Source organism: Streptococcus mitis (assembly GCF_047464945.1).
Taxonomy (GTDB): Bacteria; Bacillota; Bacilli; order Lactobacillales; family Streptococcaceae; genus Streptococcus; species Streptococcus mitis_EA.
The window spans coordinates 197,047-222,741 of record NZ_JASHAX010000004.1 but is presented as its reverse complement, the minus strand read 5'-3'; the positions used below and the strand labels follow the sequence as shown (position 1 = coordinate 222,741).

Here is a 25,695-nt window from a genome sequence, read left to right as displayed (position 1 = left end):
TTACTCAGAGTTAAGTGACGATAGCCTAGGAGATACACCTGTACCCATGCCGAACACAGAAGTTAAGCCCTAGAACGCCGGAAGTAGTTGGGGGTTGCCCCCTGTGAGATATGGAAGTCGCTTAGCTCTAGGGAGTTTAGCTCAGCTGGGAGAGCATCTGCCTTACAAGCAGAGGGTCAGCGGTTCGATCCCGTTAACTCCCAAAGGTCCCGTAGTGTAGCGGTTATCACGTCGCCCTGTCACGGCGAAGATCGCGGGTTCGATTCCCGTCGGGACCGTTTAAGATAACGGAAGTTATTTTAGACTCGTTAGCTCAGTTGGTAGAGCAATTGACTTTTAATCAATGGGTCACTGGTTCGAGCCCAGTACGGGTCATATCTGCGGGTTTGGCGGAATTGGCAGACGCACCAGATTTAGGATCTGGCGCTTAACGGCGTGGGGGTTCAAGTCCCTTAACCCGCATTAAGATATAATAAATGAGCCGGCTTAGCTCAGTTGGTAGAGCATCTGATTTGTAATCAGAGGGTCGCGTGTTCAAGTCATGTAGCCGGCATTTTTAGATAGAAGAAAACAGTGCGAACGTAGTTCAGTGGTAGAACACCACCTTGCCAAGGTGGGGGTCGCGGGTTCGAATCCCGTCGTTCGCTTAGAGAGGCCGGGGTGGCGGAACTGGCAGACGCACAGGACTTAAAATCCTGCGATTGGTAACGATCGTACCGGTTCGATTCCGGTCCTCGGCATAATATAATGAGCACCCTTAGCTCAACTGGATAGAGTACCTGACTACGAATCAGGCGGTTAGAGGTTCGACTCCTCTAGGGTGCATTTTTCTATTTAACTCGGGAAGTAGCTCAGCTTGGTAGAGTACTTGGTTTGGGACCAAGGTGTCGCAGGTTCGAATCCTGTCTTCCCGATATATGGCGGTGTAGCTCAGCTGGCTAGAGCGTCCGGTTCATACCCGGGAGGTCGGGGGTTCGATCCCCTTCGCCGCTATAATGATCTTGTTGGACCTTTAGCTCAGCTGGTTAGAGCTCTCGGCTCATAACCGAGTGGTCGTAGGTTCAAGTCCTACAAGGTCCATTTGAATATTATGGAGGATTACCCAAGTCCGGCTGAAGGGAACGGTCTTGAAAACCGTCAGGCGTGTAAAAGCGTGCGTGGGTTCGAATCCCACATCCTCCTTTTCATTAACGCGGGATGGAGCAGCTCGGTAGCTCGTCGGGCTCATAACCCGAAGGTCGTAGGTTCAAATCCTGCTCCCGCAATAAGGCTCGGTAGCTCAGTTGGTAGAGCAATGGATTGAAGCTCCATGTGTCGGCGGTTCGATTCCGTCTCGCGCCATTTTTAATTATAGTATGTATGCGGGTGTAGTTTAGTGGTAAAACTACAGCCTTCCAAGCTGTTGTCGCGAGTTCGATTCTCGTCACCCGCTTTGAACTTTGTTCAAATTACCAAGTTTTTAACTTGGGCGCGTAGCTCAGGTGGTTAGAGCGCACGCCTGATAAGCGTGAGGTCGGTGGTTCGAGTCCACTCGTGCCCATTAATTGGAGAATTACTCAAGAGGCTGAAGAGGACGGTTTGCTAAATCGTTAGGTCGGGTAACTGGCGCAAGGGTTCGAATCCCTTATTCTCCGTTTTAATGAGGGTTTATAACTCTCTTTTTTTGTATTTTTAAGAATAGTAGAATAAAAACTTCAGATTTGTAAAACTTAATTGGATTACTTATCTGAAGTTTTTTTGCGCTCTTTGTCAACTGTAGTGGGCTGGAGAAAAGCTAAAATCTAGAAAGGACGAAATTTGTCCTTTCTTTTTTGATATTGAGAGCGATAAAAATTCGTTTTTTGAAGTTTTCAAGGTTCCGAAATCCAAAGGCATTTCGTTTGATAAGTTTAACGAGATTATTGGTCTCTTCCAGTTTGGCTTTAGAATAGGGGAGTTGAAGGGCGTTGACGATTTTCTCTTTGTCCTTTAGAAAGGTTTTAAAGACAGTCTGAAAAAGAGGATGAACCTGCTTTAGATTGTCCTCAATAAGTCCGAAGAATTTGTCAGGTTCCTTGTTCTGAAAGTGAAAAAGCAAGAGTTGATAGTGATTGTAGTGGTGTTTCAACTCTTCTGAATAGCTCAAAATCTTGTCTAGAATCTCTTTATTCGTTAAGTGCATACGAAAAGTAGGGCGATAAAATCGTTTATCACTCAGTTTACGACTATCCTGTTGAATGAGTTTCCAGTAGCGTTTGATGGCCTTGTATTCATGGGATTTTTGCTCAAATTGATTCATGATTTGGACACGTACACGACTCATGGCACGGCTTAGATGTTGGATAATGTGAAAGCGGTCAAGAACGATTTTAGCGTTAGGAAAAAGTTTACTGGCAATATCGTAGTAAGGGCTAAACATATCCATCGTAATGATTTTCACCTGACAACGAACAGCTCGCTCGTAGCGCGGAAAGTGATTTCGGATGATAGCCTGTGTTCTGCCTTCAAGAACAGTGATGATGTTGAGATTATCAAAATCTTGTTCAATGAAACTCATCTTTCCCTTTGTAAAGGCATACTCGTCCCAGGACATAATCTCAGGAAGACGAGAAAAATCATGCTTAAAGTGGAAATCATTGAGCTTTCGAATGACAGTTGAAGTTGAAATGGAAAGCTGATGGGCAATATCGGTCATAGAAGTCTTTTCAATTAACTTTTGCGCAATCTTTTGGTTGATAATACGAGGAATTTGATGATTCTTCTTGACGAGTGAGGTCTCGGCGACCATCACTTTCGAGCAATGATAGCACTTGAAACGACGCTTTTTCAGAAGAATTCTAGTAGGCATACCAGTCGTTTTGAGGTAAGGAATTTTCGACGGCTTTTGAAAGTCATATTTTTTCATTTGACTTCCACAATAAGGACAAGATGGAGCATCGTAGTCTAGTTTGGCGATGATTTCTTTGTGTGTATCCCTATTGATGATATCCATAAATTGGATATTAGGGTCTTTGATATCGAGTAGTTTTGTGATAAAATGTAATTGTTCCATATGATTCTTTCTAATGAGTTGTTTGATCGCTTTTCATTATAGGTCATATGGGACTTTTTTTCTACACAAAATAGGCTCCATAATATCCATAGGGGGTTACCCACTACAAATATTATAGAGCCAGTTTTTTGTGCTCTTTGACAACTGTATAGGGCTGAAGAAATACTAAATCTTTATATATTGTCGTTTTTATGGTTGTGCTAGTTTATTATTACTTCCAACTCTTGAGTGAAATTTCTCCGCTATTGAGCCAGATTTCTTTTCCGTTATCACATTGCACCAAAAGTTTTCCATTTTCAGAGATATCTTTAGCAAGTCCCTTGTAGTCTTTTTTATCCAGTGTGAAAGTAACTTCTTTTCCAAGAACGAATGACTGTTTTTTATATAGGTATAATAACTCATCTGCTGGTGTTTCGAAGAAAGCACGCCATATTTCGATAATTAATTCATTTCTTGTTATAGGTGCTGGTGCTTTAAATAGACTAGCAGCCTTTTCTTTTAATTCTTGAGGGAAGTCTTTGATAGCAAAGTTGATTCCTACTCCAATAATGATATCTGTGACTAAGCCAGTTTCTACAGACGTCATTGCCTCAGTGAGGATTCCTCCAATTTTATGATTTTTGAGGTAGATATCATTGACCCATTTTATGTCGACATCTATTAATGTTAGGTTCTTAATGGCTTTGTAGATAGCTCCTGCTACAAGTAGTGTGTAGGATGGTAATTGGTCATAGGGGAGGTTTGGTTTAAGATGGAGTGTCATATAAATGCCACCTTGTGGGGAGTAGAAAGAACGTTGAAAACGGCCTCGTCCAGCTGTTTGATAGGAAGCTAGATAGAGTGTGTTTGCTTCATTCCCTAAATCAATTGCTTCTTTTGCATCCAGTTGTGTTGATCTTGTTTCGGATTTAAAACTGATTTTAATTGGAAGATTTTGTTCTAGAAGTTCCGGAAGAATAAGGTCTCCATTCACTAGTTTATAGCCTTTGTTTTTAATACTATCAATTTCAATGCCTTCTTGTTCTAAACGCTTGATGGCTTTCCAAATTGATGTTCGGGTCAGTGATAGTTCTTCTGCAATCTTTTCTCCGCTGATATAGTCGGTTTCTTTAGCTAGAATTTGGTAGACGGCTTGGTAGGATTTCATAGTGTTTCCTTTCTTTAAGAATAGTATATGATTTGAATCTAGTTTGTATAGTTGCGCCTAATCTATATTTTATTACTACTATTTTAACATACGCCTACTATTTACGGCATGATTTTCTTAGAGAAAATGCAATCGTTAAGATTGAGTTTTGAAATCTCAGTATTTTTGCTCCTTTTTTTACCTAGGAAACGTTTCCTTTGTTTTCAAATTGCTAAAAAAGTGGTACAATAAAGGGTAGCTTACTATTATCTGAATCAATTGATTTGGAGAGAAAGGATTCATTTTGAAATCAATAGGCTTTATTGAAAAGCTGAAAGGGTTGTCTAGTAAAGAACTTATTTTATTGGGAATTATCCTGAGTATCTTTTTACCCTTTTATCTTTTTGTAGTTGTATTCTGTTTATATATTATCAGTTTGATTTTTACAGGAGATATGAAAAGTATTCTTCAGAAAATGGGGGAGCATCCAATGCTGCTTCTTTTTCTTGGCTATAGTACTGTTATATCCGTTTTTGCACAAAATTGGATGGGTCTTGTGGCTTCAGTAGGAATGTTTCTATTTACTGTTTTCTTTTTGCACTATCAGTCGATTTTATCACATAAATTCTTTCGATTGATTTTGCAGCTCGTCTTGTTTGGTAGTGTATTGTCAGCTGCTTTTGCGAGTTTAGAGCATTTCCAAATTGTGAAGAAATTCAACTATGCTTTTCTTTCACCCAATATGCAGGTCTGGCATCAGAATCGTGCAGAAGTGACCTTCTTTAATCCTAATTATTATGGAATTATTTGTTGTTTCTGTATCATGATTGCCTTCTATCTGTTTACAACTACCAAGTTGAATTGGTTGAAAGTATTCTGTGTGATTGCAGGCTTTGTGAATCTCTTTGGTTTGAACTTTACTCAAAATCGAACTGCCTTTCCTGCTATTATCGCTGGAGCAATCATCTATCTCTTTACGACCATTAAAAACTGGAAGGCTTTTTGGCTTAGTATTGGGGTCTTCGCGATCGGCTTGAGTTTCCTCTTTTCTAGTGATTTGGGAGTTCGGATGGGGACTTTAGATTCTTCTATGGAAGAGCGCATCTCTATTTGGGATGCGGGGATGGCCTTGTTTAAGCAAAATCCTTTTTGGGGTGAGGGTCCATTGACCTATATGCACTCTTATCCTCGGATACATGCTCCTTATCACGAACATGCACACAGTCTGTATATTGACACGATTCTGAGTTACGGAATTGTGGGGACTATTCTATTAGTTTTGTCTTCTGTCGCTCCTGTTCGCTTGATGATGGACATGAGTCAGGAGTCGGGGAAACGTCCGATTATCGGTCTTTATCTGTCTTTCCTTACAGTGGTTGCTGTGCACGGAATTTTTGATTTGGCCCTCTTCTGGATTCAGTCCGGTTTCATTTTCTTGCTAGTTATGTGCAGTATTCCGTTGGAGCATCGAACCTTGGTATCGGACATGACGGATTAAGTTTATAAGATTAAAATCTTCTATTTTGGGTAGGAGATTTTTTTACTGGGAAAAATTATTTCTAAATCGAAATAGTTGACAGTTGGAATGATAAGTGTTACAATAACGTTATTCATTTCGATATCGAAATAAATTGGAGGTGTTATGAAAGATAGTCATTTGCTAGCCCATCATATTCGTTTGTTGAATGGGCGGATTTTTCAAAAGTTACTGAGCCAAGACCCTGAAGCTCTTTATAGGAGTGAGCAGGGAAAGATTTTAGCGGTTTTATGGAATAGTGAAACAGGCTGTGCAACTGCTACAGATATTGCGCTTGCGACTGGACTTGCTAATAATACGCTGACGACTATGATAAAAAAGCTAGAAGAACAAAATCTTGTAACTGTTAGTCCATGTGGAGAAGACAATCGTAAGAAGTATCTAGTTTTAACAGACTTGGGACAGTCCCAGAAAGAAGTGGGACATCGTGTCAGTCAGAAATTGGATACGATCTTTTACAAAGGATTTTCAGAGGAAGAAATTCGGCAGTTTGAAGCCTTTCAAGAAAGAATTTTGGCTAATCTGAAAGAGGGTGAAAATGAGGTTTAAAATGGAGCAAATTAGCTGTTTATAAGTAAAGGCCACTTTCGACTTTGTTTTCCAACTATTAGGACAAGGAAACTATGTAGTCAGCTATGGCCAGACTCAGATTGATGGCCTTGCCTATGCCCAGTACGATATCTTCCGTCTAGAAAACGGGAAAATTGTGGAGCATTGGGATAATAAGGAAGTTATGCCTAAGGTAGAAGACTTGATCAACCGAGGGAAGTTTTAAAATGAGGACAAAGAATGATTGAATACAAAAATGTAGCCTTGCGCTACACAGAAAAAGATGTTTTGAGAGATGTCAATTTACGGATTGAGAATGGGGAATTTATGGTTTTAGTTGGGCCTTCGGGGTCCGGTAAGACGACTATGATCAAGATGATTAACCGTCTTTTGGAACCGACTGATGGAAATATTTATATGGATGGTAAGCGTATCAAAGACTATGATGAGCGTGAACTTCGTCTTTCTACTGGTTATGTTTTACAGGCCATTGCTCTATTTCCTAATCTAACGGTTGCGGAAAATATTGCTCTGATTCCTGAGATGAAGGGCTGGACTAAGGAAGAAATTGCTCAGAAAACAGAAGAGCTTTTGGCTAAGGTTGGTTTACCAGTAGCTGAGTATGGGCATCGCTTACCTAGTGAACTATCTGGTGGAGAACAGCAACGAGTTGGTATTGTTCGTGCCATGATTGGTCAGCCTAAGATTTTACTTATGGATGAACCTTTTTCGGCTTTGGATGCAATTTCGAGAAAGCAGTTGCAGGTTCTGACGAAAGAATTGCATAAAGAGTTTGGGATGACAACGATTTTTGTGACCCATGATACGGATGAAGCCTTGAAGTTGGCGGACCGAATTGCTGTCTTGCAGGATGGAGAAATTCGTCAGGTGGCAAATCCTGAGACGATTTTAAAAGCTCCTGCAACAGACTTTGTAGCAGACTTGTTTGGAGGTAGTGTTCATGACTAATTTAATTGCAACTTTTCAGGATCGTTTTAGTGATTGGTTGACAGCTCTATCTCAACATTTGCAGTTGTCGCTTTTGACCTTGTTACTAGCTATTTTTATCGCGATTCCCTTGGCTGTTTATCTTCGCTATCATGCGAAGTTGGCGGACTGGGTCTTGCAGATTGCAGGAATTTTCCAGACCATCCCGTCTTTGGCCTTGTTGGGGCTCTTTATTCCTTTGATGGGAATTGGGACCTTGCCAGCTTTGACAGCTCTAGTGATTTATGCGATTTTTCCGATCTTACAAAATACCATCACTGGGCTAAAGGGAATTGATCCAAGTCTGCAAGAGGCTGGGATTGCCTTTGGGATGACTCGATGGGAGCGCCTCAAGAAGTTTGAAATTCCACTTGCCATGCCTGTCATTATGTCTGGGATTCGGACGGCAGCTGTCCTGATTATCGGTACGGCAACCTTGGCTGCCTTGATTGGGGCTGGGGGACTGGGTTCCTTTATCCTTTTAGGAATTGACCGTAATAATGCTAGTCTGATTTTAATCGGGGCCCTTTCTTCTGCAGTGCTGGCTATTGCCTTTAACTTCCTACTAAAAGTGATGGAAAAAGCAAAATTGCGGACGATTTTCTCTGGTTTTGCCTTGGTGGCCTTATTGCTCGGTCTGTCTTATAGTCCAGCTCTTTTGGCTCAGAAAGAGAAAGAAAATTTGGTAATTGCTGGGAAATTGGGACCAGAACCCGAAATTTTGGCTAATATGTATAAGTTGCTGATTGAAGAAAATACCAGTATGACTGCGACTGTTAAACCGAATTTTGGGAAAACAAGCTTCCTCTATGAAGCTTTGAAAAAAGGCGATATTGACATCTACCCTGAATTTACTGGTACGGTGACTGAAAGTTTACTTCAACCATCACCGAAAGTGAGTCATGAGCCAGAGCAGGTTTATGATGTAGCGCGTGATGGTATTGCCAAACAGGATCATCTAGCCTATCTCAAACCCATGTCTTATCAAAATACCTACGCTGTAGCTGTTCCGAAGAAAATTGCTCAAGAATATGGCTTGAAGACCATTTCGGACTTAAAAAAAGTGGAAGGACAGTTGAAGGCTGGTTTTACTCTCGAGTTTAATGACCGTGAAGATGGCAATAAGGGCTTGCAATCAATGTATGGTCTCAATCTTAATGTAGCGACCATGGAGCCAGCTCTTCGCTATCAGGCAATTCAGTCAGGCGATATTCAAATCACGGACGCCTATTCGACAGATGCGGAATTGGCGCGTTATGATTTACAGGTCCTGGAAGATGACAAGCAACTCTTCCCACCATATCAGGGGGCTCCTCTCATGAAAGAAGCTCTTCTCAAGAAACATCCAGAGTTGGAAGCTGTACTGAATAAATTAGCTGGTAAGATTACAGAAAGCCAGATGAGCCAGCTTAATTATCAAGTCGGTGTCGAAGGCAAGTCAGCAGAACAAGTAGCCAAGGAATTTCTCAAAGAACAAGGTTTGTTGAAGAAATAGCTTGAAAATGCTAAACTTAACTTCTTTAAATGACCATACAGAAGAATGCTCAGACAATGTCGTCTGGGCTTTTTTGATATTAGAATTACAGAATGTCTTTTAAAATGGAAAATAAGAGGAAATTTTTAGGATTTTCTAAAATTTTACTGTAAATACACTTGACTATTCACAAAATAGGTGTATAATGTGTTGTGAACTACTTAACAAATAAAGATTTCCAGCTCATGTCGACTAAGGATGGAAATCTTGTGTATAGACAGTTCAGTAGATATATAATAGAGCGTTGCGTCCGAAAGTCTATCCAGACACGGCTCTTTAAAAACAAAAGGAGAAGATTATGAAAACAGAACCGATTCATCGTACCAGTATGTGGAAATTTAAGTTAAGTGCTGCCACCATGACTTTGATTCCCGCTGCCGTGGGGATTAACTATGTTGCCAAAGCCTTGGCGGAGGGGTTAAAGTTGCCCGTTTGGCTGGGGTCTTTGGGAACCTTTCTTACCAGCATGTTGGCTGGGCCGGTTGCCGGTGCCATTAGTGGTTTCATCAACAACGTGATCTATGGGCTGACCTTATCGCCAATTTCAACCGTGTATGCGATTACCAGCATCGGAATTGGGATTGCTGTCGGAGTCTTGCACGCCAATGGGTGGTTCTCGTCAGCGCGACGAGTATTTGTTTCTGCTATTATTATTGCCATCGTTTCAGCTGTCATTTCAACGCCACTCAACGTCATCTTTTGGGGTGGTCAGACCGGTATCGCTTGGGGTGACTCATTGTTTGCGGTAATGGTCGCCAATCATGTACCAGTGTGGCTGGCCTCATTTACCGATGAGTTTGTCTTGGATATTTTAGATAAAGTCTGCGTGGCCTACCTGGCATTTTTCATCTATCGTCAGCTGCCGAAGCGGATGGTGCACTTCTTTAGCGATGATAAATGATGACTGATAAAACATTGATTTCTGGAGCGCCATGGGTCAAGCTCAAGTGGTACCAGGTGATCGATCCGATTACTAAGCTCTTGTTCATCTTGGACATGACGTTGTTGAGCTTTGCCAGTATGAATTTATTGCTTCAGGCCGGATTAATTCTTGTCGCAACACTGCTATTGTTATTTTCCAAATTGAGTTCTACCACCTTTAAGGCGCTGGGATTCAGCCTGTTTCTGATTTGCACCATGCTGATCATCCAAGGATTATTTTACAGTCGGAATCAAACTGTGCTGTTTTCTGTGCTTGGGGTGTCGTTCTACAAAGAAGGCCTGATTTACGCCACCACTCTGGGTTGTCGAGTATTGGTGATTATTTTGACCAGTGGCTTTTTTATGGTGACCACGAGTATTTCAGAAAACGCGGCCTATTTGGAACTGTCCGGATTGTCTTATAAAACCGTCTACGTTCTGATGTCGGTGTGTTATATTTTGCCGGAAATGATGCGCAATATGCGGAAAATCCAGCAGGCACAAAAAGTTCGCGGAACCAATCCGCAAAAAACGTTGATTCAGAAATTAAAGTCAGTCCTGCCGGTTCTAATTCCATTGGTGATTAAGACCTTGGATCAATCGATGACGCGGTCGATTTCTCTCCAACTGAGAGGTTTTGATAATCTCAACCGGACTGTCAGAACCTCCCAGCGCGTGTATCGCCTGTCGCGGACGCTGCACATTGGTCTGACTGGATTGGCAATTTTATTGATTGGGTGGAAGATATGGACGAAGATAAACGGATTGTAATTGAAAATTTGACCACCCGTTATCTGGGTACTGAGCAACCACAACTGCGTAAGATTAACGCGGAGGTTCATACCGGCCAGGTGGTTGGGATTATCGGGAATAGCCACTCCGGCAAATCGACTTTGTGCCGTGTGCTGGCAGGGGTCATTCCCAAAATTGTGTCTGCTGAGATTGAGGGCGATTGGCACATGTTTGGCCAGCGAGTGTCTGACAATTGGCTCGTTTATAATGCCATGAATGGAGTTGTACTGCAAAATCCAGCTGGCCAACTAAGCGGGTTGGCAGAGACGGTTGCCGATGAAATCGCCTTTGACTTGATTAATCAGGGAATGGCTGAAGGACTGATTCAAAAACGGGTTGAAGAAGTTGCCACGCAAATGGGGTTGATTGAACAGCTGAATTTGCGTCCCGAGAGCCTTTCCGGTGGTCAGATCCAGCGGTTGGCAATTGCCACGGCGATTGTGGCTAATCCGGCTGTTTTGATTATGGATGATCCGACCAGTCAAATGGATCCCCTTGGCCGCCGACAATTTTTCCAATGGCTGGCCCAAGTCAAAGAGACGACTGTCTTCATTGTCACCAGTGAAATTGACGATTTGTGCGAAGTCGCCGACGTTGTGTGGGTGCTGCACGAGGGTCAAATGGTAGCCCAGGGCAGGCCGGGTGAGGTGTTTAATCATTTGGCAGCTGACTGGCAGATTCCAGCCCCTACAATCCAGCAACTTGCTCAAAAAATGGATTGGCACTTGGCTGATGGCCGGTATCCGGTGAATGACGCTGATCTGAAGGAGGTTCGTTATGTCCACAATTGAACTGAGCAACCTGACGTTCACTTATCCGGAACGGTCCTTTAGATTGGATGTTGGAGACAAACACTTCGCCGATCCGATGGTGGCGATTGTCGGCCAAAATGGTGCTGGCAAATCAACGCTCTTCAAATTGTTGACGGGCTTGCTGACACCACAAACCGGTGTGATTAAGATTGATGGAGAAAATTTTAATGATCTTAAACCAGTCGAAAAGTTACTGAAGGTTGGGATTACTTTTCAGAATCCTGACGATCAGCTTTTCAACCCGACCGTTCAACGAGAGGTGGAGTGGAGTGTCGCACAGGTCATGGATGACCACGACACGATTACGAGGCGGGCTTTAGCGGCTCTAAAAAGAGTTGGCTTGGATGATAAAACAGCTGAAAGTCCATATGACCTGTCATTGTCGGAACGCAAGCTGTTGAGCGTTGCCACAGTTTTGGCAGTGGATCCGGCGATTTATTTATTTGATGAGCCGATGATGTCGCTTGATTGGGAAAGCCGGCGCAAGTTGACCGCAATTTTCCATCAGTTGGCTGATTCGGGCCACCAAGTTGTGACCATCACCCATGATATGGATTGGGTCGCCGCCGAGTTTGAGTCGGTGTATGTTATGGAACACGGGAAGTTTGGCTTCGCCGGCAGTCCACGGGAATTGTTCAGCAATCACGAACTTGTCCAGCGAGTGGGATTACTACCACCGCGGATTATGGACATAGCGGAGTCGCTGGGTGATTCACAGACATATTTATCGGTTAATGATTATTGCCAGAAAAATCGAGATGTATAGAAAAAGTCACCTCTGCGGGTTTTCCAGGTTGAAGGATTAACTTCAGCTTCTGGCAAGAACTCACATGGGTGACTTTTGTGTTTAATAACGTTTCATGATCATCGGGTGCTTCCTCAGATCACTCGGTTTGATTTTACTTTGTTTCATGGTCATAATCATATACCATTTCTTTTGGATTTTTTGTTTGACTAATACAAAATAGGTCTTCATAGGTCTTCGCATTTTTAGCGCCCATTAGGATCATCAGTATAATTTTCTGAATTAGGAGACTGTCCCATCACTATTCGAACTTCGTCTCCCAACTTACGCTGTTCCCATTCATCCATGAATCCTTTAAATCGCAATTCTGGAACTTTCTTTTTAACTGAATCATCTATTTTCGCCATAGTCCCCACCATTTTATTGGTTTTTCTTGTTCTTCTATCCTTTTTTGATCTTTGATTTGTTCCTGCAAATTTTCCAACTTCTCTTTAAGAGCGTTCACTTCATCTTTATATTGATTGTCTAAGTGTTTGAATTCTGTTTCCTGTGAGGGCATTTTGAGGGCTTTTAAGTTATCATTTTCCGTCTTGTATTCTTCTAGCAACTTTTTATCTTGCAAGGCTAATCGTTGTTACTGGTCTAACAAATTAGTTAGTTTTTCTATTTGTTGGTCTTTGGTATTTGATTTGCTACTACTTTCTACTTTACCTAAAATTATTTTTTCTGCTTTAGAATTTATTAGATTAGACCCATTGGAACTTTTAAGCTGTAATTCTTTTGGTAACCTTTGGTAGTGATATTGAATATTTTGTTTTGTAACACTCAACTCATCCGCCAGCTCTTTGATCGTTTTTAAGTCTTCACTCATGGTTTAAGTCCTGCCTTTTAACCGTTGGTAGATATTGTTCAATGGCTTTTTTGAGGTAGCGTGCGATATTATGCTTAGAATATTCTTCACGTCTGTTGGCAACATAAGACAAGTGGTCTTTAACGCTATTTAGCCCTCTTAATTCTTTCAGTTCGTCATAGAGGGGGTAAACATGGACTTGCAATCCTGCCATGATTTTTGTATCTTGCATTTCAAACGGACTTAGCAACATATTTTCTAGCAATAGCGTGGTGTACTTGCTTTTCATTGCTTCAATAGCTAGCTTATCTTCGGTTTCTGCTTTGCGTGCTTTATCTTCTTGATAGGCGGTATCTTCTAACTTATAGCTGTTATCGTCTGCTCGACGTTTCTTTCGTAACCAGATATCCAATGTTAAACCGTCCGCATCAATCGCTCGATAGAGATAATGCCAACGCCCCTTAATTTTGATATAGGTTTCATCCATTTTCCACGAATAGAAGGACTGTTTATTTTTCTTTTTCCAGAGATGATAGAGGATTTTGCTGTATTCTTGAACCCACCGATAAATCGTAGTGTGACAAACATTTATTCCACGGTCATAAAGCAATTCCTGAACTTCACGATAGCTCAGATTGTAACGTAGGTAATAACCAACAGCGACAATGATGACGTCTTGTTGTAATTGTTTGCCTTTAAAATGATTCATCTCTCAAGTCTTACTAACCTTTTTTCTGCTCTTTGAGAAGCTGAAGGTCGTGCTAGTAACTACCTATTTGGTTTGATTAATTCCATCATTTATCTGGTGCTTGCCCTTCAAAAAGGCTTCTATGGTGAGGTTTTGACAACTCTCTATTTTACAATTATGCAGCCAATTGGTCTCTTGGTTTGGATTTATCAAGCCCAGTTTAAGAAAGAACAACAAGAGTTTGTCGCACGTAAACTAGACGGCAAGGGTTGGACAAAGTATCTTTCTATTAGTGTTCTTTGGTGGTTGGCCTTTGGGTTTATTTATCAGTCTATCGGAGCTAATCGTCCCTATCGTGATTCTATCATTGATGCGACCAATGGTGTAGGGCAAATCCTCATGACAGCTGTTTACCGTGAACAGCGGATATTCTGGGCTGCTACTAATGTCTTTTCAATCTATCTCTGGTGGGGAGAAAGCCTGCAAATCCAAGGGAAATACTTGATTTATCTCATTAACAGTCTAGTTGGTCGGTACCAGTAGAGTAAGGCAGCAAAGCAGAATACTGACTTACCTAACTAGGAAAAGATGTTTGAAAGTGCTGTTTTGAGTTTTCGGTTAAAACAGATAATGTTGAAAATCAAGGATTTGATATGATGAAAAAGAGGATTGGCGGATCCTCTTTTCTTGTTGAAAAAGTAAAAACTCATTAGCCTAGGTATAAGGCAACTGAGCTCTACTCTGTATTCAATTTTTAGGAATGAGAAGGTCTAGATAAAACTGGACAACTTCTTGTTCTGTGAAGTCTGGTCCTTTTTTTAGCCACCAGGTCAATGTCTCGATAAAGTTGGTAACAACTAAGTGTTGGAGATAAGAAGCAGGCAGACTTGGGTGGGTTTCTTTCAAATCATCAGCCAGCATGGGATAGACGTGGTGCTCCAACTCTCTCTGGAGTTGACGAAGGAAGTAGTCATTTTTGGAGAATAGTAAACTGGTGATATGGTCTTGATTTTTCTGAAAATGCAGAAAGATGTGGGTGAGATAATCCTCTGTTAAAATAGCTTGCTCTCTTTCAAAGAGATGATGGAAGAGGTAGCGACAGAGCTCATCCAGAAGTAGCTCCTTGCTCTCATAGTGACAGTAAAAGGTAGAACGTCCCACATCTGCGAGATCAATGATATCCTGAATAGTAGTGGCCTCGTAGCCCTTAGCATTCAAAAGTTGTAGAAAAGCTTGATAGATGGCTTTTTTTGTTTTACTGATACGGCGGTCAATCTTAGTCATATGGACACTTGAGGCAAATTGTTCAGAACTGAATAAAGCTGACCTTTTGCTTCTATCCTTTCTTTGAGTTTTAGTAGATAATGATAATGAACAAGATGTTCATGAATCTATTATAACAAAGGAATGAGAAATATGAAGGCAAAATATGCTGTTTGGGTGGCTTTTTTCTTAAATTTGACTTATGCCATTGTCGAGTTTATTGCAGCTGGAGTATTTGGTTCGAGCGCTGTTCTTGCTGACTCTGTGCATGACTTGGGAGATGCAATTGCAATTGGAATATCAGCTTTTCTAGAAACCATCTCTAATCGTGAAGAAGATAATCAGTACACCTTGGGTTATAAGCGGTTTAGTCTGCTAGGAGCCTTGCTAACAGCGATAATACTCATGACAGGATCTGTTCTAGTCATTTTGGAAAATGTTACGAAGATTTTAAATCCGCAACCAGTCAATGACGAGGGGATTTTCTGGTTAGGAATTATTGCGATTACTATTAATGTGTTAGCGAGTCTAGTGGTTGGTAAGGGAAAGACAAAGAATGAGTCTATTCTGAGTCTGCATTTTCTGGAAGATACCTTGGGTTGGGTGGCTGTTATCTTGATGGCCATTATTCTTCGATTTACGGATTGGTATATCCTAGATCCGCTTTTGTCCCTTGTCATTTCTTTCTTTATTCTTTCAAAAGCCCTTCCACGTTTTTGGTCTACAGTCAAGATTTTTTTGGATGCTGTGCCGGAAGGTATTAATATCAAGAAAGTAAAGAGTGGCCTGGAGCGATTGGACAATGTGGCTAGCCTTAATCAGCTTAATCTCTGGACTATGGATGGTTTGGAAAAAAATGCCATTGTCCATGTTTGTATAAAAGAAATGGGAAATATGGAAGCTTGTAAAGAATCTATTCGAATTTTCCTCAAAGATTGTAGTTTCCAAAATATTACCATTGAGGTGGATGCTGACCTAGAAAGTCACCGAGAACATAAGCGTAAGGCGTGTGACTTGGAGAGGAGTTATGAGCATCAACATTAGAAAAAACGGCCTTGATAGAGGTCGTTTTGTAATCCTAATCATTCCTTGTACTTTCTCTCAAAGTCAGTCTAGTTCCCAGCATGGTTAGGCTAGGGATTTTCCGACCGTGGAGGACTTCCTTGTTAAGAATATCCATGCCTGCTCGGCCCATTTCCTCGGTATAGACGGTGATGCTGGAGAGGGGAGGATAGACCTGCTTGGTCAGGCTAGTGTCGTTAAAGGAAATGAGGTTGACACGGTCTGGCAGATTGATTCCAGCTTCTTGGAGGGCACGGAGGGCACCGATGGCTAAACTATCACTGGCTGCGAAAAAGGCTGCTGGGAGTTGGTCTCCTAAACTCTGAATAGCCTCCTTCATCAAGTCATAGCCAGACTGGGCCGTAAATCTTCCTTGAAAGACCAATTCATCATGATAGATTCCCTTTGTCTGACTGTAGTTTTTAAAATTCTCCAGCCGCTTATCCTCAATGATTTCTTCTTGATCTGTTGTTTCCTCAAGGCCTGTTAGAATTCCGATACGGTCCATCCCTTGGCTGAGGAAATAATCGACAACCTGTTTCATGGCAGTGTAAAAATCCGTGATAATGCAGGTGTGTCCCAGAGAAAGGGTATCGCTGTCTAAAAATACAAGAGGCTTTTGGTATTCTTCAAAGGCAGAAATCTGAGCTCGACTAAATTTTCCGATGCAGAGAATCCCAATCACTTCTTCGCTTAGGGTAAAAGGATGGTCATTAAAATAGCGTAAGATATCATAGTCCAGTTCTTGGGCTCTTTTTTCTATGCCTAGGCGAATCTGGTAGTAGTAGAGGTCGTCCAGCTCCCCTTGTTCGCTGACCCATTGGATAATGGCAATCTTTTGCTTGGGTTTGTGGGACTCGCCTGTCTTGAGGTGCTTAGTGTAGCCCAGCTCTTCAGCAACGGTTAAAATACGGTGTCTGGTTTCTTCTGTAACAGATAGGCTCTGGTCGCGGTTGAGAACACGGGATACGGTTGCAATAGAGACAGAGGCTAGCAGTGCGATGTCTTTTAATGTAGCCATAAATCCTCCTCCTTTTAGGTTAGTATATCATATTTTTCTGCTTTTTACCGATAGTTTAGTAAAAGTTTAGTAAAAAGGATTGACCTTGGCAAATGCCTTGGATACAATAGAAGAAAACGATTACACGTTAAGGTGACTTAACGGACAGTCAAAGGAGAATTCATATGACACAACATCTTACTGCTGAAGCCCTTCGCAAAGACTTTCTTGCTGTTTTTGGTCAAGAAGCAGACCAAACTTTCTTCTCACCAGGTCGTATCAATCTGATTGGTGAACACACAGACTACAACGGTGGGCACGTTTTTCCAGCTGCTATTTCCTTGGGAACTTACGGTGCAGCTCGCAAGCGTGACGACCAAGTTTTACGTTTCTACTCAGCCAACTTTGAGGACAAGGGGATCATTGAAGTTCCTCTTGCAGGCCTCAAGTTTGAAAAGGAGCATAGCTGGACCAACTATCCAAAAGGGGTTCTTCATTTCTTGCAAGAAGCTGGGCACGTGATTGACAAAGGTTTTGATTTTTATGTTTATGGGAATATTCCAAATGGTGCTGGCTTGTCCTCTTCAGCATCTTTGGAACTCTTGACAGGGGTCGTGGCAGAGCATCTCTTTAATTTAAAACTAGACCGTTTGGATTTGGTTAAAATCGGAAAACAAACAGAGAACAACTTTATCGGAGTCAACTCTGGTATCATGGATCAGTTTGCTATTGGTATGGGAGCTGACCAACGTGCAATTTACCTAGATACTAATACTTTAGAATACGATTTGGTGCCACTTGATTTGAAGGACAATGTCGTTGTTATTATGAACACCAATAAACGCCGTGAATTGGCGGACTCTAAATACAATGAACGTCGTGCTGAGTGTGAAAAAGCAGTGGAAGAATTGCAAGCAGCCTTAGATATTCAGACCTTGGGTGAATTGGATGAGTGGGCCTTTGACCAATACAGCTATCTGATTAAAGATGAAAATCGCTTGAAACGTGCTCGTCATGCAGTGCTTGAAAATCAACGTACCCTCAAAGCTCAAGCAGCCCTCCAAGCAGGAGATTTGGAAACATTTGGTCGTTTGATGAATGCTTCTCACGTTTCTCTTGAGCATGATTATGAAGTAACTGGCTTGGAATTGGATACCCTTGTTCACACAGCTTGGGCACAAGAAGGTGTTCTCGGTGCTCGTATGACAGGGGCTGGTTTTGGTGGCTGTGCCATTGCCTTGGTTCAAAAAGATACTGTTGAGGCCTTTAAGGAAGCTGTTGGAAAACACTACGAGGAAGTAGTTGGCTACGCTCCAAGCTTCTATATCGCTGAAGTTGCAGGTGGCACTCGCGTCCTTGACTAGTCCAAAGGAGGCTCTATAGTGACCTTAGTAGATAAATTTGTAACACATGTTATTACTGAAAGTACCTTTGAGGAAATGGATCGAATCTACCTGACTAATCGTGTTTTGGCACGAGTGGGAGATGGTGTTTTGGAAGTTGAGACCAATCTGGATAAATTGATTGACCTCAAGGACCAGCTGGTTGAGGAAGCCGTTCGATTAGAGACGATTGAGGATAGTCAGACTGCGCGTGAAATTCTTGGTGCTGAACTGATGGACTTGGTGACCCCTTGTCCAAGTCAGGTCAATCGTGACTTTTGGGCGACCTATGCCCGATCTCCTGAGCAAGCGATAGCGGATTTCTACCAACTCAGTCAGAAGAATGACTACATCAAACTCAAGGCCATTGCTAAAAATATTGCTTATCGTGTTCCATCTGATTACGGTGAACTTGAAATTACCATCAACCTCTCTAAGCCTGAAAAGGAACCCAAAGAGATTGCGGCAGCCAAGTTGGTGCAAGCTAGTAATTATCCTCAGTGTCAGCTTTGTCTAGAGAATGAGGGCTACCATGGTCGAGTCAACCACCCAGCCCGTAGCAATCACCGGATTATCCGTTTTGAAATGGCTGGTCAGGAGTGGGGCTTCCAGTATTCGCCCTATGCTTATTTTAATGAGCACTGTATTTTCTTAGATGGCCAGCATCGTCCCATGGCCATTAGTCGTCAGAGTTTTGAATGTCTGTTGGCTATCGTAGAGCAGTTTCCAGAATATTTTGCAGGCTCTAATGCCGACCTGCCGATTGTGGGGGGCTCTATTCTGACTCATGACCACTATCAGGGAGGCCGTCACGTATTTCCTATGGAATTGGCTCCCTTGCAAAAGACTTTCTCTTTTGTTGGTTTTGAGCAGGTCAAGGCTGGAATTGTTAAGTGGCCAATGTCAGTGTTGCGTTTGACTTCGGATTCTAAAGAAGATTTGATCAACTTAGCTGACAAGATTTTGCAGGAATGGCGCCAATATTCAGATTTAAGTGTGCAAGTCTTGGCAGAAAGTAATGGAACACCACACCATACTATTACACCCATTGCCCGTAAACGCGATGGACAGTTTGAGTTGGACTTGGTTTTACGAGATAATCAAACATCGCCAGAGCATCCTGATGGTATCTATCATCCCCACAAGGATGTCCAACATATCAAGAAGGAAAATATCGGCTTGATTGAGGTCATGGGCTTGGCAATCTTGCCACCACGTCTGAAAGAAGAAGTGGAGCAAGTCGCTAGCTATCTTGTAGGAGAAGCTGATGCAGTTGTCGACTATCATCAGGAATGGGCAGACCAACTCAAAGCCCAACATCCAGATCTAGCGGATAAAGAAAAAGCTCTTGAAATCGTCAAGGACTCTGTGGGTGCTATCTTTGCGCGTGTTCTTGAGGATGCAGGAGTCTACAAGCAAACGGAACAGGGACAGGCGGCCTTTATGCGCTTTGTGGAGCAGGTCGGAATTTTGCCAGACTAGGAGCTTTCTCCTTGCACAGTCCTATAAAAAGTAGTATCATAGTGTCGTTTGAAATATCAGGAGGAAACGATGAAAGACTTTCATTTTGACGCTATATCTGCCTTTGAAAATTACGAAATTGAACAAATGAGAGATGGTCACGTTGTGGTGACGACCAAAGTAGTGGACTCGTCGCTCAACTACTATGGCAATGCCCATGGTGGCTATCTCTTTACCCTTTGCGACCAGATCAGTGGTTTGGTGGTCATATCTTTGGGACTTGATGGAGTGACACTCCAATCTTCTATCAACTACCTCAAGGCAGGAAAACTTGATGATGTATTGACAATAAAAGGAGAATGTGTCCATCAAGGTCGCACAACTTGTGTGGTAGATGTCGATATCACCAATCAAGAAGGCAGAAACGTCTGCAAAGCAACCTTTACCATGTTTGTCACAGGACAGCGGTCAGAAGACAGACAGGTGAGGATATAAAGAGTAATTTAATAGAGTGAGGTGAATTTTGGAATTTATAAAATTTGCCTTACTCATTTTTTGATATTGATATGATTTAATTCTAAAATAGAAAATTTAGTAATGTGGTAGAAAATACAAGAGTTGTGTTTTAATTTCTATGGTATAATTAAAATCATGAAGATAAAAGAAATAAAGGAAGTTACTTTACAACCGTTCACGAAATGGACAGGTGGTAAAAGACAATTATTGCCTGTTATTAGAGAATTAATGCCTAAAACCTATAACAGGTATTTCGAACCTTTTGTTGGAGGTGGAGCTTTATTTTTTGATTTAGCTCCTAAAGATGCAGTTATTAATGATTTTAACGCTGAACTAATAAATTGCTATCAACAAATTAAGGACAATCCTAAAGAATTGATTGAAATTTTGAAAGTTCATCAGGAATATAATTCAAAAGAATATTATTTAGATTTACGTTCTGCTGATCGTGATGAAAGAATAGATATGATGTCTGAAGTACAAAGGGCAGCACGTATTCTCTATATGTTGAGAGTAGACTTTAATGGTTTATATCGCGTGAATTCTAAGAATCAGTTTAATGTACCTTATGGTCGTTATAAAAATCCTAAAATTGTTGATGATAATTTGATATCTGCTATTTCAACTTATCTGAATAATAATCAAATAGAAATTAAAAAAGGAGATTTTGAAAAGGCTGTTTTGGATGTTCAACCAGGGGATTTTGTATATTTTGATCCCCCGTATATTCCATTGTCAGAGACAAGTGCCTTTACTTCCTACACTCATGAGGGGTTTTCATATGATGATCAAGTAAGATTAAGAGATACCTTTAAGAAATTGAGTGATGCAGGGGCTTATGTTATGTTATCAAACTCCTCTAGTTTTTTGGTAGAGGAGTTGTATCGAGATTTTAATATCCATCATGTTGAAGCTATCCGAACTAATGGAGCAAAATCTTCAAGTCGAGGAAAAATTTCTGAAATTATAGTCACAAATTATGAAAAATAACGAATATAAGTATGGAGGTGTTTTAATGACAAAACCATACTATAATAAAGATAAAATGATTCTTGTTCATGCAGATACGTTTAAGTTATTATCGAAAATGAAACCAGAAAGCATGGACATGATCTTTGCTGATCCTCCATATTTTTTGAGTAACGGTGGTATATCAAATTCTGGGGGACAGGTTGTATCTGTAGATAAAGGTGACTGGGATAAGATTTCTTCCTTTGAGGAAAAGCACGAATTCAATCGTAAATGGATTCGTTTAGCAAAAGAAGTTTTGAAGCCTAATGGGACTATTTGGATTTCGGGGAGTTTACATAATATTTACTCAGTTGGAATGGCATTAGAGCAAGAAGGTTTTAAAATTCTAAATAACATTACTTGGCAGAAAACAAACCCTGCACCTAATTTATCCTGTCGTTATTTCACTCATTCTACTGAAACTATTTTATGGGCAAGAAAAAATGATAAAAAAGCTCGTCATTACTACAATTATGATTTGATGAAAGAGCTAAATGATGGTAAGCAAATGAAAGATGTTTGGACAGGTGCTTTGACGAAAAAAGCTGAGAAATGGGCTGGTAAGCATCCAACACAAAAACCAGAATATTTATTGGAACGTATAATTTTGGCCTCCACTAAAGAGGGTGACTATATTCTAGATCCATTTGTTGGTAGTGGCACTACGGGTGTTGTTGCGAAGCGATTAGGTAGAAGATTTATAGGTATCGATACTGAAAAAGAATATTTGAAGATAGCTAGAAGAAGATTAGAGGAGGAAAACTATGGCTAGAAAACCAAATAAACATGGAGGAGGAGCCAAAACGACGACTAATGGTTTGAAATTTGAAAGAGATACTGATTTTTCGGAATTAGTAGATTCCCTTCCAGGATATGAAGTTAAAGAAATAGATTTCAAAGATAGAAAAGCAACAAAAGGCTTTGAAGTTTTTAGAGTTGGGGAAGAAGAAATCATTGGTAAAATTATGCCTCAATATAGATTTTATGATTTTTTGAAAGAATTGGGGATTAAGAATACCAATTCTAAACAATGGAAACCAGATGAAGTATTTATAAATTTTGAAAATCATACAGTTTATATAGTTGAGAAAAAATGGCAGGAAAGCGAAGGAAGTGTTGATGAAAAACTACTGGGCTTTGGCAATAAAAGACGTATTTATCAACGTTTGTTAGATAGTGTGCAGGAGGGTGAACCATTTTCTGTGCAATTCATATTTGTTGGAAATAAAAGTTTTTTTGGTCAAGATAAATATCGTGATACTTTTGAAATGTTACGAGGGGATGGCATCAAAATAATGCTTGATGAATACGACATGACATTTTTTGGTTTATTTTAATTACAAGGTGAATTATGGATTTTAATACTTACATTTCTTCATCATCAGAAGATAGATTACAAAATTTTTTAAATACTCTCTCAATTACCAACAGAACTCCTGAGTATTATGTAAATTGGGAGAAAGTTGATCGTGAGACAAAGAAGTATGAACTAGAGTTGAATACTTTAAACTACTTAATTGGTAAAGATGATATCTATTCAGATGCATTAGACCTATTCACTAAACAACCTAATTTGTTAAAAGCAATTCCTAGCTTGATTGCAAGTCGTGATAATGTTTTAGATATTCTGACAATAGATAATGACGATAATATGTCTTTTGAGCAATTGGATTTCAAAACGATAGACACTAGCAGAATAGATGATTACATCAAATTTATTGAGAAATCTGGTTTATTAAAGTTTTTACAACAACATGCTAATCGTTCATTAGTTGATTATGTTTATGGAGTGGAGACTGGATTAGATAGTAATGCACGAAAAAACCGAAGTGGAACAACTATGGAGGGGATTTTAGAGAGACATGTAGCAAAAATTTCTCAGGAACAAAGATTAGAATGGAAAGCTCAAGCTACAGCTCAATATATTAAAGATAAGTGGGGGATTAAAGTACCTGTTGATAAGTCTGAGAGAAGATTTGATGTTGCAGTTTATTCCCGAGAAAAACATAAGGTTTGGTTGATTGAAACAAATTATTATGGCGGCGGAGGAAGTAAATTAAAAGCGGTTGCTGGAGAGTTTACTGAACTCAGTCAATTTGTTGTTACTTCAGATGACAATGTTGAATTTGTTTGGGTTACTGATGGTCAAGGATGGAAAACAGCACACTTACCACTAGCAGAAGCATTTAGTCACATTACGAATGTATTCAATTTAGAGATGTTAAGAGAAGGATTTTTAGCTGATTTATTTTTACAATAATTGTTCATTAGCTATAAACAAAAAAGAGGTTCACACCTCTTTTTCTTATTTCTTTTTATGATTTAATACTGCATTGAGGACAATGGCGAGTAGGCTGGCTACGACGATTCCGTTTGAGAAGAACATTTGGAAGGCTGTCGGCATGCTGACAAAGAGATTACTGTTGTTGAGTCCGACACCTGCAGCGATTGATACAGCTGCAATAAGGAAGTTGTGTTCATTGTTAGCAAAGTCAACGCGCGCGAGGATTTGCATCCCTTGAATCGATACAAAACCAAACATCACCAGCATGGCACCACCGAGGACAGGACTCGGAATGATTTGGGCAAGGGCGCCAAACTTAGGAAGGAGTCCAAGGAGGACGAGGAAACCAGCTGCGTAGTAGATTGGCAGGCGAGTCTTGATACCTGATAATTTAACCAAACCAACGTTTTGTGAAAATCCGGTGTAAGGGAAGGTGTTAAAGATTCCTCCGAGAAGTACAGCTAAACCTTCTGCGCGGTATCCGTTGCGAAGGCGCGTGCTGTCGATTGGATCCTTTGTGATGTCAGACAAGGCTAGATAAACACCAGTCGACTCAACCATAGACACCGTTGCGATGATACACATCATGACAATAGATGAGATTTCAAAGGTTGGCATCCCAAAGTAGAGTGGAGTTGGGACATGGACAAGTGGTGCTGCCGCAACAGGAGAGAAATCAACCAAGCCCATGCTAGCAGCAATGGCAGTTCCAACAACCAAACCAATCAAAATAGAGATAGACTTGATAAATCCTTTGGTAAAGATGTTGATCAAGAGGATAATCAGAACAGTGATAGCTGCAAGCAAGAGACTTTGACCAGTTGGCTCTGGAACGTTATTTCCCATATTTCCAATAGCGACAGGAATCAAGGTTAAACCAATCGTAGTAATAACAGATCCTGTTACGATAGATGGGAAGAGATTGGCAACTTTTGAGAAGATGCCTGAAACAAGAACCACGTAAATCCCTGATGCGATAAGGGCACCAAACATAGCACCACTACCATGGCTTTGCCCAATCATAATCAAAGGAGCGACCGACTGGAAAGCAACTCCGAGAACGACTGGGAGTCCAATTCCAAAGTATTTGTTGAGTTGGAGTTGGAGGAAGGTTGCTACCCCACACATGAAGATATCAGTGGAAATCAGGTAGGTCAACTGCTCAGCTGAATAGCCAAGAGCTGTCGCAATCATGATGGGAACCAGGATGGATCCTGAGTACATGGCTAGTAAGTGCTGCAAGCCAAGAACGGCTGCTTGCGAGTGTTTTTCTTGAGTTTGCATTAGAGATCTGCCTCCTTAAATACGACTTGACCATTTTCAAAACGATCCAAACGAGCGAGTGATAGGACAGGATAGCCTGCTTTTTCAAGCAAATCACGGCCATCTTGGAAGGATTTTTCAATTACAATACCGATAGCTTCGACTGTGGCACCAGCTTGTTCGATGATTTGAATCAAGCCTTTGGCAGCTTGGCCATTAGCAAGAAAATCGTCGATAATCAAAACCTTGTCCTCTGATGAGAGGAATTTTTCAGCGATAGAAACGGTGCTGGTCACTTGCTTGGTAAAGGAGTAAACTTGGGCAGTTAAGATACCTTCGTTCATAGTGATGTTCTTAGCTTTTTTAGCAAAAATCATGGGAACGTTTAAGGCTTCAGCTGTAAAAACGGCTGGGGCAATACCTGACGCTTCAATGGTCACGACCTTGGTAATGCCAGCAGCAGCGAATTTTTCCGCAAAAACCTTACCAATCTCTCGCATCAAGCTAAAGTCAACTTGGTGGGTTAAAAAGGAATCCACCTTGAGGATGTTGTCACCCAAGATATGCCCATCCTTGAGGATGCGCTCTTCTAGTAATTTCATAAGACCTCCTAAAGTCTAAAAGCTAATCCATTTGCTTGTTTATAGTTTCTAGCAAGAAATAGAAAAAGGACCTACTTAATATCTAAGTAAGTCCCCAAAATAGGCATGGCAAAAACGACCATACCTCACTTCTGACTTACTTATTGTTAGGTGTTCCGGCACCTTGTAGAAACGTCGTGCCAATTCACGACATAAACAAGTAAAATGATATTCAATTTCAAATAGGCTTGAGCTAATGTTTTTATTTTACACTAAATAACTTTATAAATCAAATATTTT

General features: G+C 40.9%; 25 protein-coding genes, 17 tRNA genes, 1 rRNA gene, 4 pseudogenes and 1 riboswitch. Of the genes and pseudogenes, 36 read left to right on the top strand and 11 right to left on the bottom strand.

Features of this window, described 5'->3' with window-relative positions:
* Window positions 1-10 precede the first annotated feature (10 nt).
* From rrf to QM424_RS06715, 18 genes are all read left to right on the top strand, one after another.
* A 5S ribosomal RNA gene (gene rrf, locus QM424_RS06800) occupies window positions 11-126 on the top strand.
* Window positions 127-130: 4 nt separating this feature from the next.
* Window positions 131-203 (top strand) — tRNA-Val (locus tag QM424_RS06795).
* Window positions 204-205: 2 nt separating this feature from the next.
* Window positions 206-278: transfer RNA gene (locus QM424_RS06790), tRNA-Asp, on the top strand.
* Window positions 279-302: 24 nt separating this feature from the next.
* A tRNA-Lys gene (locus QM424_RS06785) sits at window positions 303-375 on the top strand.
* Window positions 376-380: 5 nt separating this feature from the next.
* Window positions 381-462: transfer RNA gene (locus QM424_RS06780), tRNA-Leu, on the top strand.
* Window positions 463-480: 18 nt separating this feature from the next.
* Window positions 481-553: transfer RNA gene (locus tag QM424_RS06775), tRNA-Thr, on the top strand.
* 22 nt (window positions 554-575) lie between these two features.
* Window positions 576-647, top strand: a tRNA-Gly gene (locus tag QM424_RS06770).
* 7 nt (window positions 648-654) lie between these two features.
* A tRNA-Leu gene (locus tag QM424_RS06765) sits at window positions 655-740 on the top strand.
* A gap of 11 nt (window positions 741-751) precedes the next feature.
* A tRNA-Arg gene (locus QM424_RS06760) sits at window positions 752-825 on the top strand.
* A gap of 15 nt (window positions 826-840) precedes the next feature.
* Window positions 841-914: transfer RNA gene (locus tag QM424_RS06755), tRNA-Pro, on the top strand.
* Between the two features lie 5 nt (window positions 915-919).
* A tRNA-Met gene (locus tag QM424_RS06750) sits at window positions 920-993 on the top strand.
* A 13-nt stretch (window positions 994-1,006) separates the two neighbouring features.
* Window positions 1,007-1,080 (top strand) — tRNA-Ile (locus QM424_RS06745).
* Window positions 1,081-1,092: 12 nt separating this feature from the next.
* Window positions 1,093-1,182: transfer RNA gene (locus QM424_RS06740), tRNA-Ser, on the top strand.
* 9 nt (window positions 1,183-1,191) lie between these two features.
* A tRNA-Met gene (locus QM424_RS06735) sits at window positions 1,192-1,265 on the top strand.
* Between the two features lie 3 nt (window positions 1,266-1,268).
* Window positions 1,269-1,341: transfer RNA gene (locus QM424_RS06730), tRNA-Phe, on the top strand.
* Window positions 1,342-1,361: 20 nt separating this feature from the next.
* Window positions 1,362-1,432: transfer RNA gene (locus QM424_RS06725), tRNA-Gly, on the top strand.
* A 34-nt stretch (window positions 1,433-1,466) separates the two neighbouring features.
* Window positions 1,467-1,540, top strand: a tRNA-Ile gene (locus QM424_RS06720).
* Between the two features lie 6 nt (window positions 1,541-1,546).
* Window positions 1,547-1,634 (top strand) — tRNA-Ser (locus tag QM424_RS06715).
* 140 nt (window positions 1,635-1,774) lie between these two features.
* Here the strand turns inward: QM424_RS06715 and QM424_RS06710 are convergent.
* Window positions 1,775-3,031 carry an ISL3 family transposase gene (locus QM424_RS06710; RefSeq protein ID WP_414393816.1) on the bottom strand — a complete coding sequence of 419 codons (1,257 nt, stop codon included), beginning with the start codon at window positions 3,029-3,031 and terminating at the stop codon, window positions 1,775-1,777.
* A gap of 211 nt (window positions 3,032-3,242) precedes the next feature.
* On the bottom strand, window positions 3,243-4,178 hold the full coding sequence (gene birA, locus QM424_RS06705; RefSeq protein ID WP_414393814.1) for a bifunctional biotin--[acetyl-CoA-carboxylase] ligase/biotin operon repressor BirA: 936 nt from the start codon (window positions 4,176-4,178) through the stop codon (window positions 3,243-3,245).
* A gap of 283 nt (window positions 4,179-4,461) precedes the next feature.
* Here birA and QM424_RS06700 point away from each other — a divergent pair, with 283 nt between their 5' ends.
* The 9 genes and pseudogenes from QM424_RS06700 (at window position 4,462) to QM424_RS06660 (ending at window position 12,055) form a co-directional block, all read left to right on the top strand.
* On the top strand, window positions 4,462-5,655 hold the full coding sequence (locus QM424_RS06700; RefSeq protein ID WP_261125104.1) for an O-antigen ligase family protein: 1,194 nt from the start codon (window positions 4,462-4,464) through the stop codon (window positions 5,653-5,655).
* A gap of 144 nt (window positions 5,656-5,799) precedes the next feature.
* A complete protein-coding gene (locus QM424_RS06695) occupies window positions 5,800-6,243 on the top strand; it encodes a MarR family winged helix-turn-helix transcriptional regulator (protein WP_414393811.1) in 444 nt (147 codons plus the stop codon).
* A 34-nt stretch (window positions 6,244-6,277) separates the two neighbouring features.
* A pseudogene (locus QM424_RS06690) lies at window positions 6,278-6,469 on the top strand (nuclear transport factor 2 family protein); the annotation flags it as partial.
* A 14-nt stretch (window positions 6,470-6,483) separates the two neighbouring features.
* The gene (locus QM424_RS06685; protein WP_049484633.1) at window positions 6,484-7,212 is read left to right on the top strand and encodes an ATP-binding cassette domain-containing protein; all 729 of its coding nucleotides are present in this window, start codon (window positions 6,484-6,486) and stop codon (window positions 7,210-7,212) included.
* Window positions 7,205-8,725, top strand: coding sequence for an ABC transporter permease/substrate-binding protein (locus QM424_RS06680; protein ID WP_414393810.1), 1,521 nt, complete (start codon window positions 7,205-7,207; stop codon window positions 8,723-8,725). The genes QM424_RS06685 and QM424_RS06680 overlap by 8 nt, the downstream gene beginning before the upstream one ends.
* 337 nt (window positions 8,726-9,062) lie before the next feature.
* Entirely contained in the window at window positions 9,063-9,665 is a 603-nt protein-coding gene (locus tag QM424_RS06675) for a hypothetical protein (RefSeq protein ID WP_042768773.1), read from the top strand.
* Window positions 9,665-10,456: an energy-coupling factor transporter transmembrane component T gene (locus QM424_RS06670; protein ID WP_414393809.1), complete on the top strand. Its 792-nt coding sequence runs from the start codon at window positions 9,665-9,667 to the stop codon at window positions 10,454-10,456. Before QM424_RS06675 ends, QM424_RS06670 begins: the two co-directional genes overlap by 1 nt.
* Window positions 10,432-11,268, top strand: a complete 837-nt coding sequence (locus QM424_RS06665; RefSeq protein WP_414393806.1) for an ABC transporter ATP-binding protein — start codon at window positions 10,432-10,434, stop codon at window positions 11,266-11,268. The genes QM424_RS06670 and QM424_RS06665 overlap by 25 nt, the downstream gene beginning before the upstream one ends.
* Window positions 11,255-12,055, top strand: coding sequence for an energy-coupling factor ABC transporter ATP-binding protein (locus QM424_RS06660; RefSeq protein WP_414393804.1), 801 nt, complete (start codon window positions 11,255-11,257; stop codon window positions 12,053-12,055). The genes QM424_RS06665 and QM424_RS06660 overlap by 14 nt, the downstream gene beginning before the upstream one ends.
* Window positions 12,056-12,279: 224 nt before the next feature.
* Here the strand turns inward: QM424_RS06660 and QM424_RS06655 are convergent, their stop codons facing one another.
* The 5 genes and pseudogenes from QM424_RS06655 to QM424_RS06635 all read right to left on the bottom strand — a co-directional run.
* On the bottom strand, window positions 12,280-12,441 hold the full coding sequence (locus QM424_RS06655) for a hypothetical protein (RefSeq protein WP_414393802.1): 162 nt from the start codon (window positions 12,439-12,441) through the stop codon (window positions 12,280-12,282).
* On the bottom strand, window positions 12,429-12,656 hold the full coding sequence (locus tag QM424_RS06650) for a DNA-binding protein (protein WP_125453204.1): 228 nt from the start codon (window positions 12,654-12,656) through the stop codon (window positions 12,429-12,431). The genes QM424_RS06655 and QM424_RS06650 overlap by 13 nt, the downstream gene beginning before the upstream one ends.
* Before the next feature lie 12 nt (window positions 12,657-12,668).
* Window positions 12,669-12,905 carry a hypothetical protein gene (locus QM424_RS06645; protein WP_001287839.1) on the bottom strand — a complete coding sequence of 79 codons (237 nt, stop codon included), beginning with the start codon at window positions 12,903-12,905 and terminating at the stop codon, window positions 12,669-12,671.
* A pseudogene (locus tag QM424_RS06640) lies at window positions 12,898-13,218 on the bottom strand (DNA replication protein); the annotation flags it as partial. The gene QM424_RS06645 and the pseudogene QM424_RS06640, both read right to left, overlap by 8 nt.
* A gap of 27 nt (window positions 13,219-13,245) precedes the next feature.
* Window positions 13,246-13,593: pseudogene (locus tag QM424_RS06635) on the bottom strand (IS6 family transposase); the annotation flags it as partial.
* 39 nt (window positions 13,594-13,632) lie between these two features.
* On the opposite strand from QM424_RS06635, the pseudogene pnuC reads away from it, so the two are divergent.
* Window positions 13,633-14,115 (top strand): annotated as a pseudogene (gene pnuC, locus QM424_RS06630) (nicotinamide riboside transporter PnuC); the annotation flags it as partial.
* A 204-nt stretch (window positions 14,116-14,319) separates the two neighbouring features.
* Here the strand turns inward: pnuC and QM424_RS06625 are convergent.
* Window positions 14,320-14,856 (bottom strand): TetR/AcrR family transcriptional regulator, encoded by a 537-nt coding sequence (locus QM424_RS06625; RefSeq protein ID WP_414393800.1) that lies wholly within the window; start codon window positions 14,854-14,856, stop codon window positions 14,320-14,322.
* A 132-nt stretch (window positions 14,857-14,988) separates the two neighbouring features.
* Here QM424_RS06625 and QM424_RS06620 point away from each other — a divergent pair, with 132 nt between their 5' ends.
* Window positions 14,989-15,879 carry a cation diffusion facilitator family transporter gene (locus QM424_RS06620; RefSeq protein ID WP_414393798.1) on the top strand — a complete coding sequence of 297 codons (891 nt, stop codon included), beginning with the start codon at window positions 14,989-14,991 and terminating at the stop codon, window positions 15,877-15,879.
* Between the two features lie 34 nt (window positions 15,880-15,913).
* Here the strand turns inward: QM424_RS06620 and galR are convergent, their stop codons facing one another.
* On the bottom strand, window positions 15,914-16,918 hold the full coding sequence (gene galR / locus QM424_RS06615) for a DNA-binding transcriptional regulator GalR (protein WP_414393796.1): 1,005 nt from the start codon (window positions 16,916-16,918) through the stop codon (window positions 15,914-15,916).
* 164 nt (window positions 16,919-17,082) lie between these two features.
* On the opposite strand from galR, the gene QM424_RS06610 reads away from it, so the two are divergent.
* From QM424_RS06610 to QM424_RS06580, 7 genes are all read left to right on the top strand, one after another.
* Window positions 17,083-18,261 (top strand): galactokinase, encoded by a 1,179-nt coding sequence (locus tag QM424_RS06610; protein WP_414393794.1) that lies wholly within the window; start codon window positions 17,083-17,085, stop codon window positions 18,259-18,261.
* Between the two features lie 18 nt (window positions 18,262-18,279).
* Window positions 18,280-19,761 carry a UDP-glucose--hexose-1-phosphate uridylyltransferase gene (locus QM424_RS06605; RefSeq protein ID WP_414393792.1) on the top strand — a complete coding sequence of 494 codons (1,482 nt, stop codon included), beginning with the start codon at window positions 18,280-18,282 and terminating at the stop codon, window positions 19,759-19,761.
* 69 nt (window positions 19,762-19,830) lie between these two features.
* Window positions 19,831-20,235: a PaaI family thioesterase gene (locus QM424_RS06600; protein ID WP_000651223.1), complete on the top strand. Its 405-nt coding sequence runs from the start codon at window positions 19,831-19,833 to the stop codon at window positions 20,233-20,235.
* Window positions 20,236-20,391: 156 nt separating this feature from the next.
* Window positions 20,392-21,246 (top strand): DNA adenine methylase, encoded by an 855-nt coding sequence (locus QM424_RS06595; protein WP_261021210.1) that lies wholly within the window; start codon window positions 20,392-20,394, stop codon window positions 21,244-21,246.
* A 25-nt stretch (window positions 21,247-21,271) separates the two neighbouring features.
* Window positions 21,272-22,039 carry a DNA-methyltransferase gene (locus QM424_RS06590; protein WP_414393790.1) on the top strand — a complete coding sequence of 256 codons (768 nt, stop codon included), beginning with the start codon at window positions 21,272-21,274 and terminating at the stop codon, window positions 22,037-22,039.
* A complete protein-coding gene (locus tag QM424_RS06585; RefSeq protein WP_049488228.1) occupies window positions 22,032-22,604 on the top strand; it encodes a PD-(D/E)XK nuclease superfamily protein in 573 nt (190 codons plus the stop codon). Before QM424_RS06590 ends, QM424_RS06585 begins: the two co-directional genes overlap by 8 nt.
* 14 nt (window positions 22,605-22,618) lie before the next feature.
* Entirely contained in the window at window positions 22,619-23,527 is a 909-nt protein-coding gene (locus QM424_RS06580) for a type II restriction endonuclease (protein WP_261013238.1), read from the top strand.
* Window positions 23,528-23,572: 45 nt separating this feature from the next.
* Here QM424_RS06580 and QM424_RS06575 read toward each other — a convergent pair whose 3' ends face one another.
* Entirely contained in the window at window positions 23,573-24,835 is a 1,263-nt protein-coding gene (locus tag QM424_RS06575) for a nucleobase:cation symporter-2 family protein (protein ID WP_001194477.1), read from the bottom strand.
* The gene (locus QM424_RS06570; protein WP_314516994.1) at window positions 24,835-25,416 is read right to left on the bottom strand and encodes a xanthine phosphoribosyltransferase; all 582 of its coding nucleotides are present in this window, start codon (window positions 25,414-25,416) and stop codon (window positions 24,835-24,837) included. The genes QM424_RS06575 and QM424_RS06570 overlap by 1 nt, the downstream gene beginning before the upstream one ends.
* Window positions 25,417-25,539: 123 nt before the next feature.
* Window positions 25,540-25,635: riboswitch (purine riboswitch) on the bottom strand.
* Window positions 25,636-25,695 lie beyond the last annotated feature (60 nt).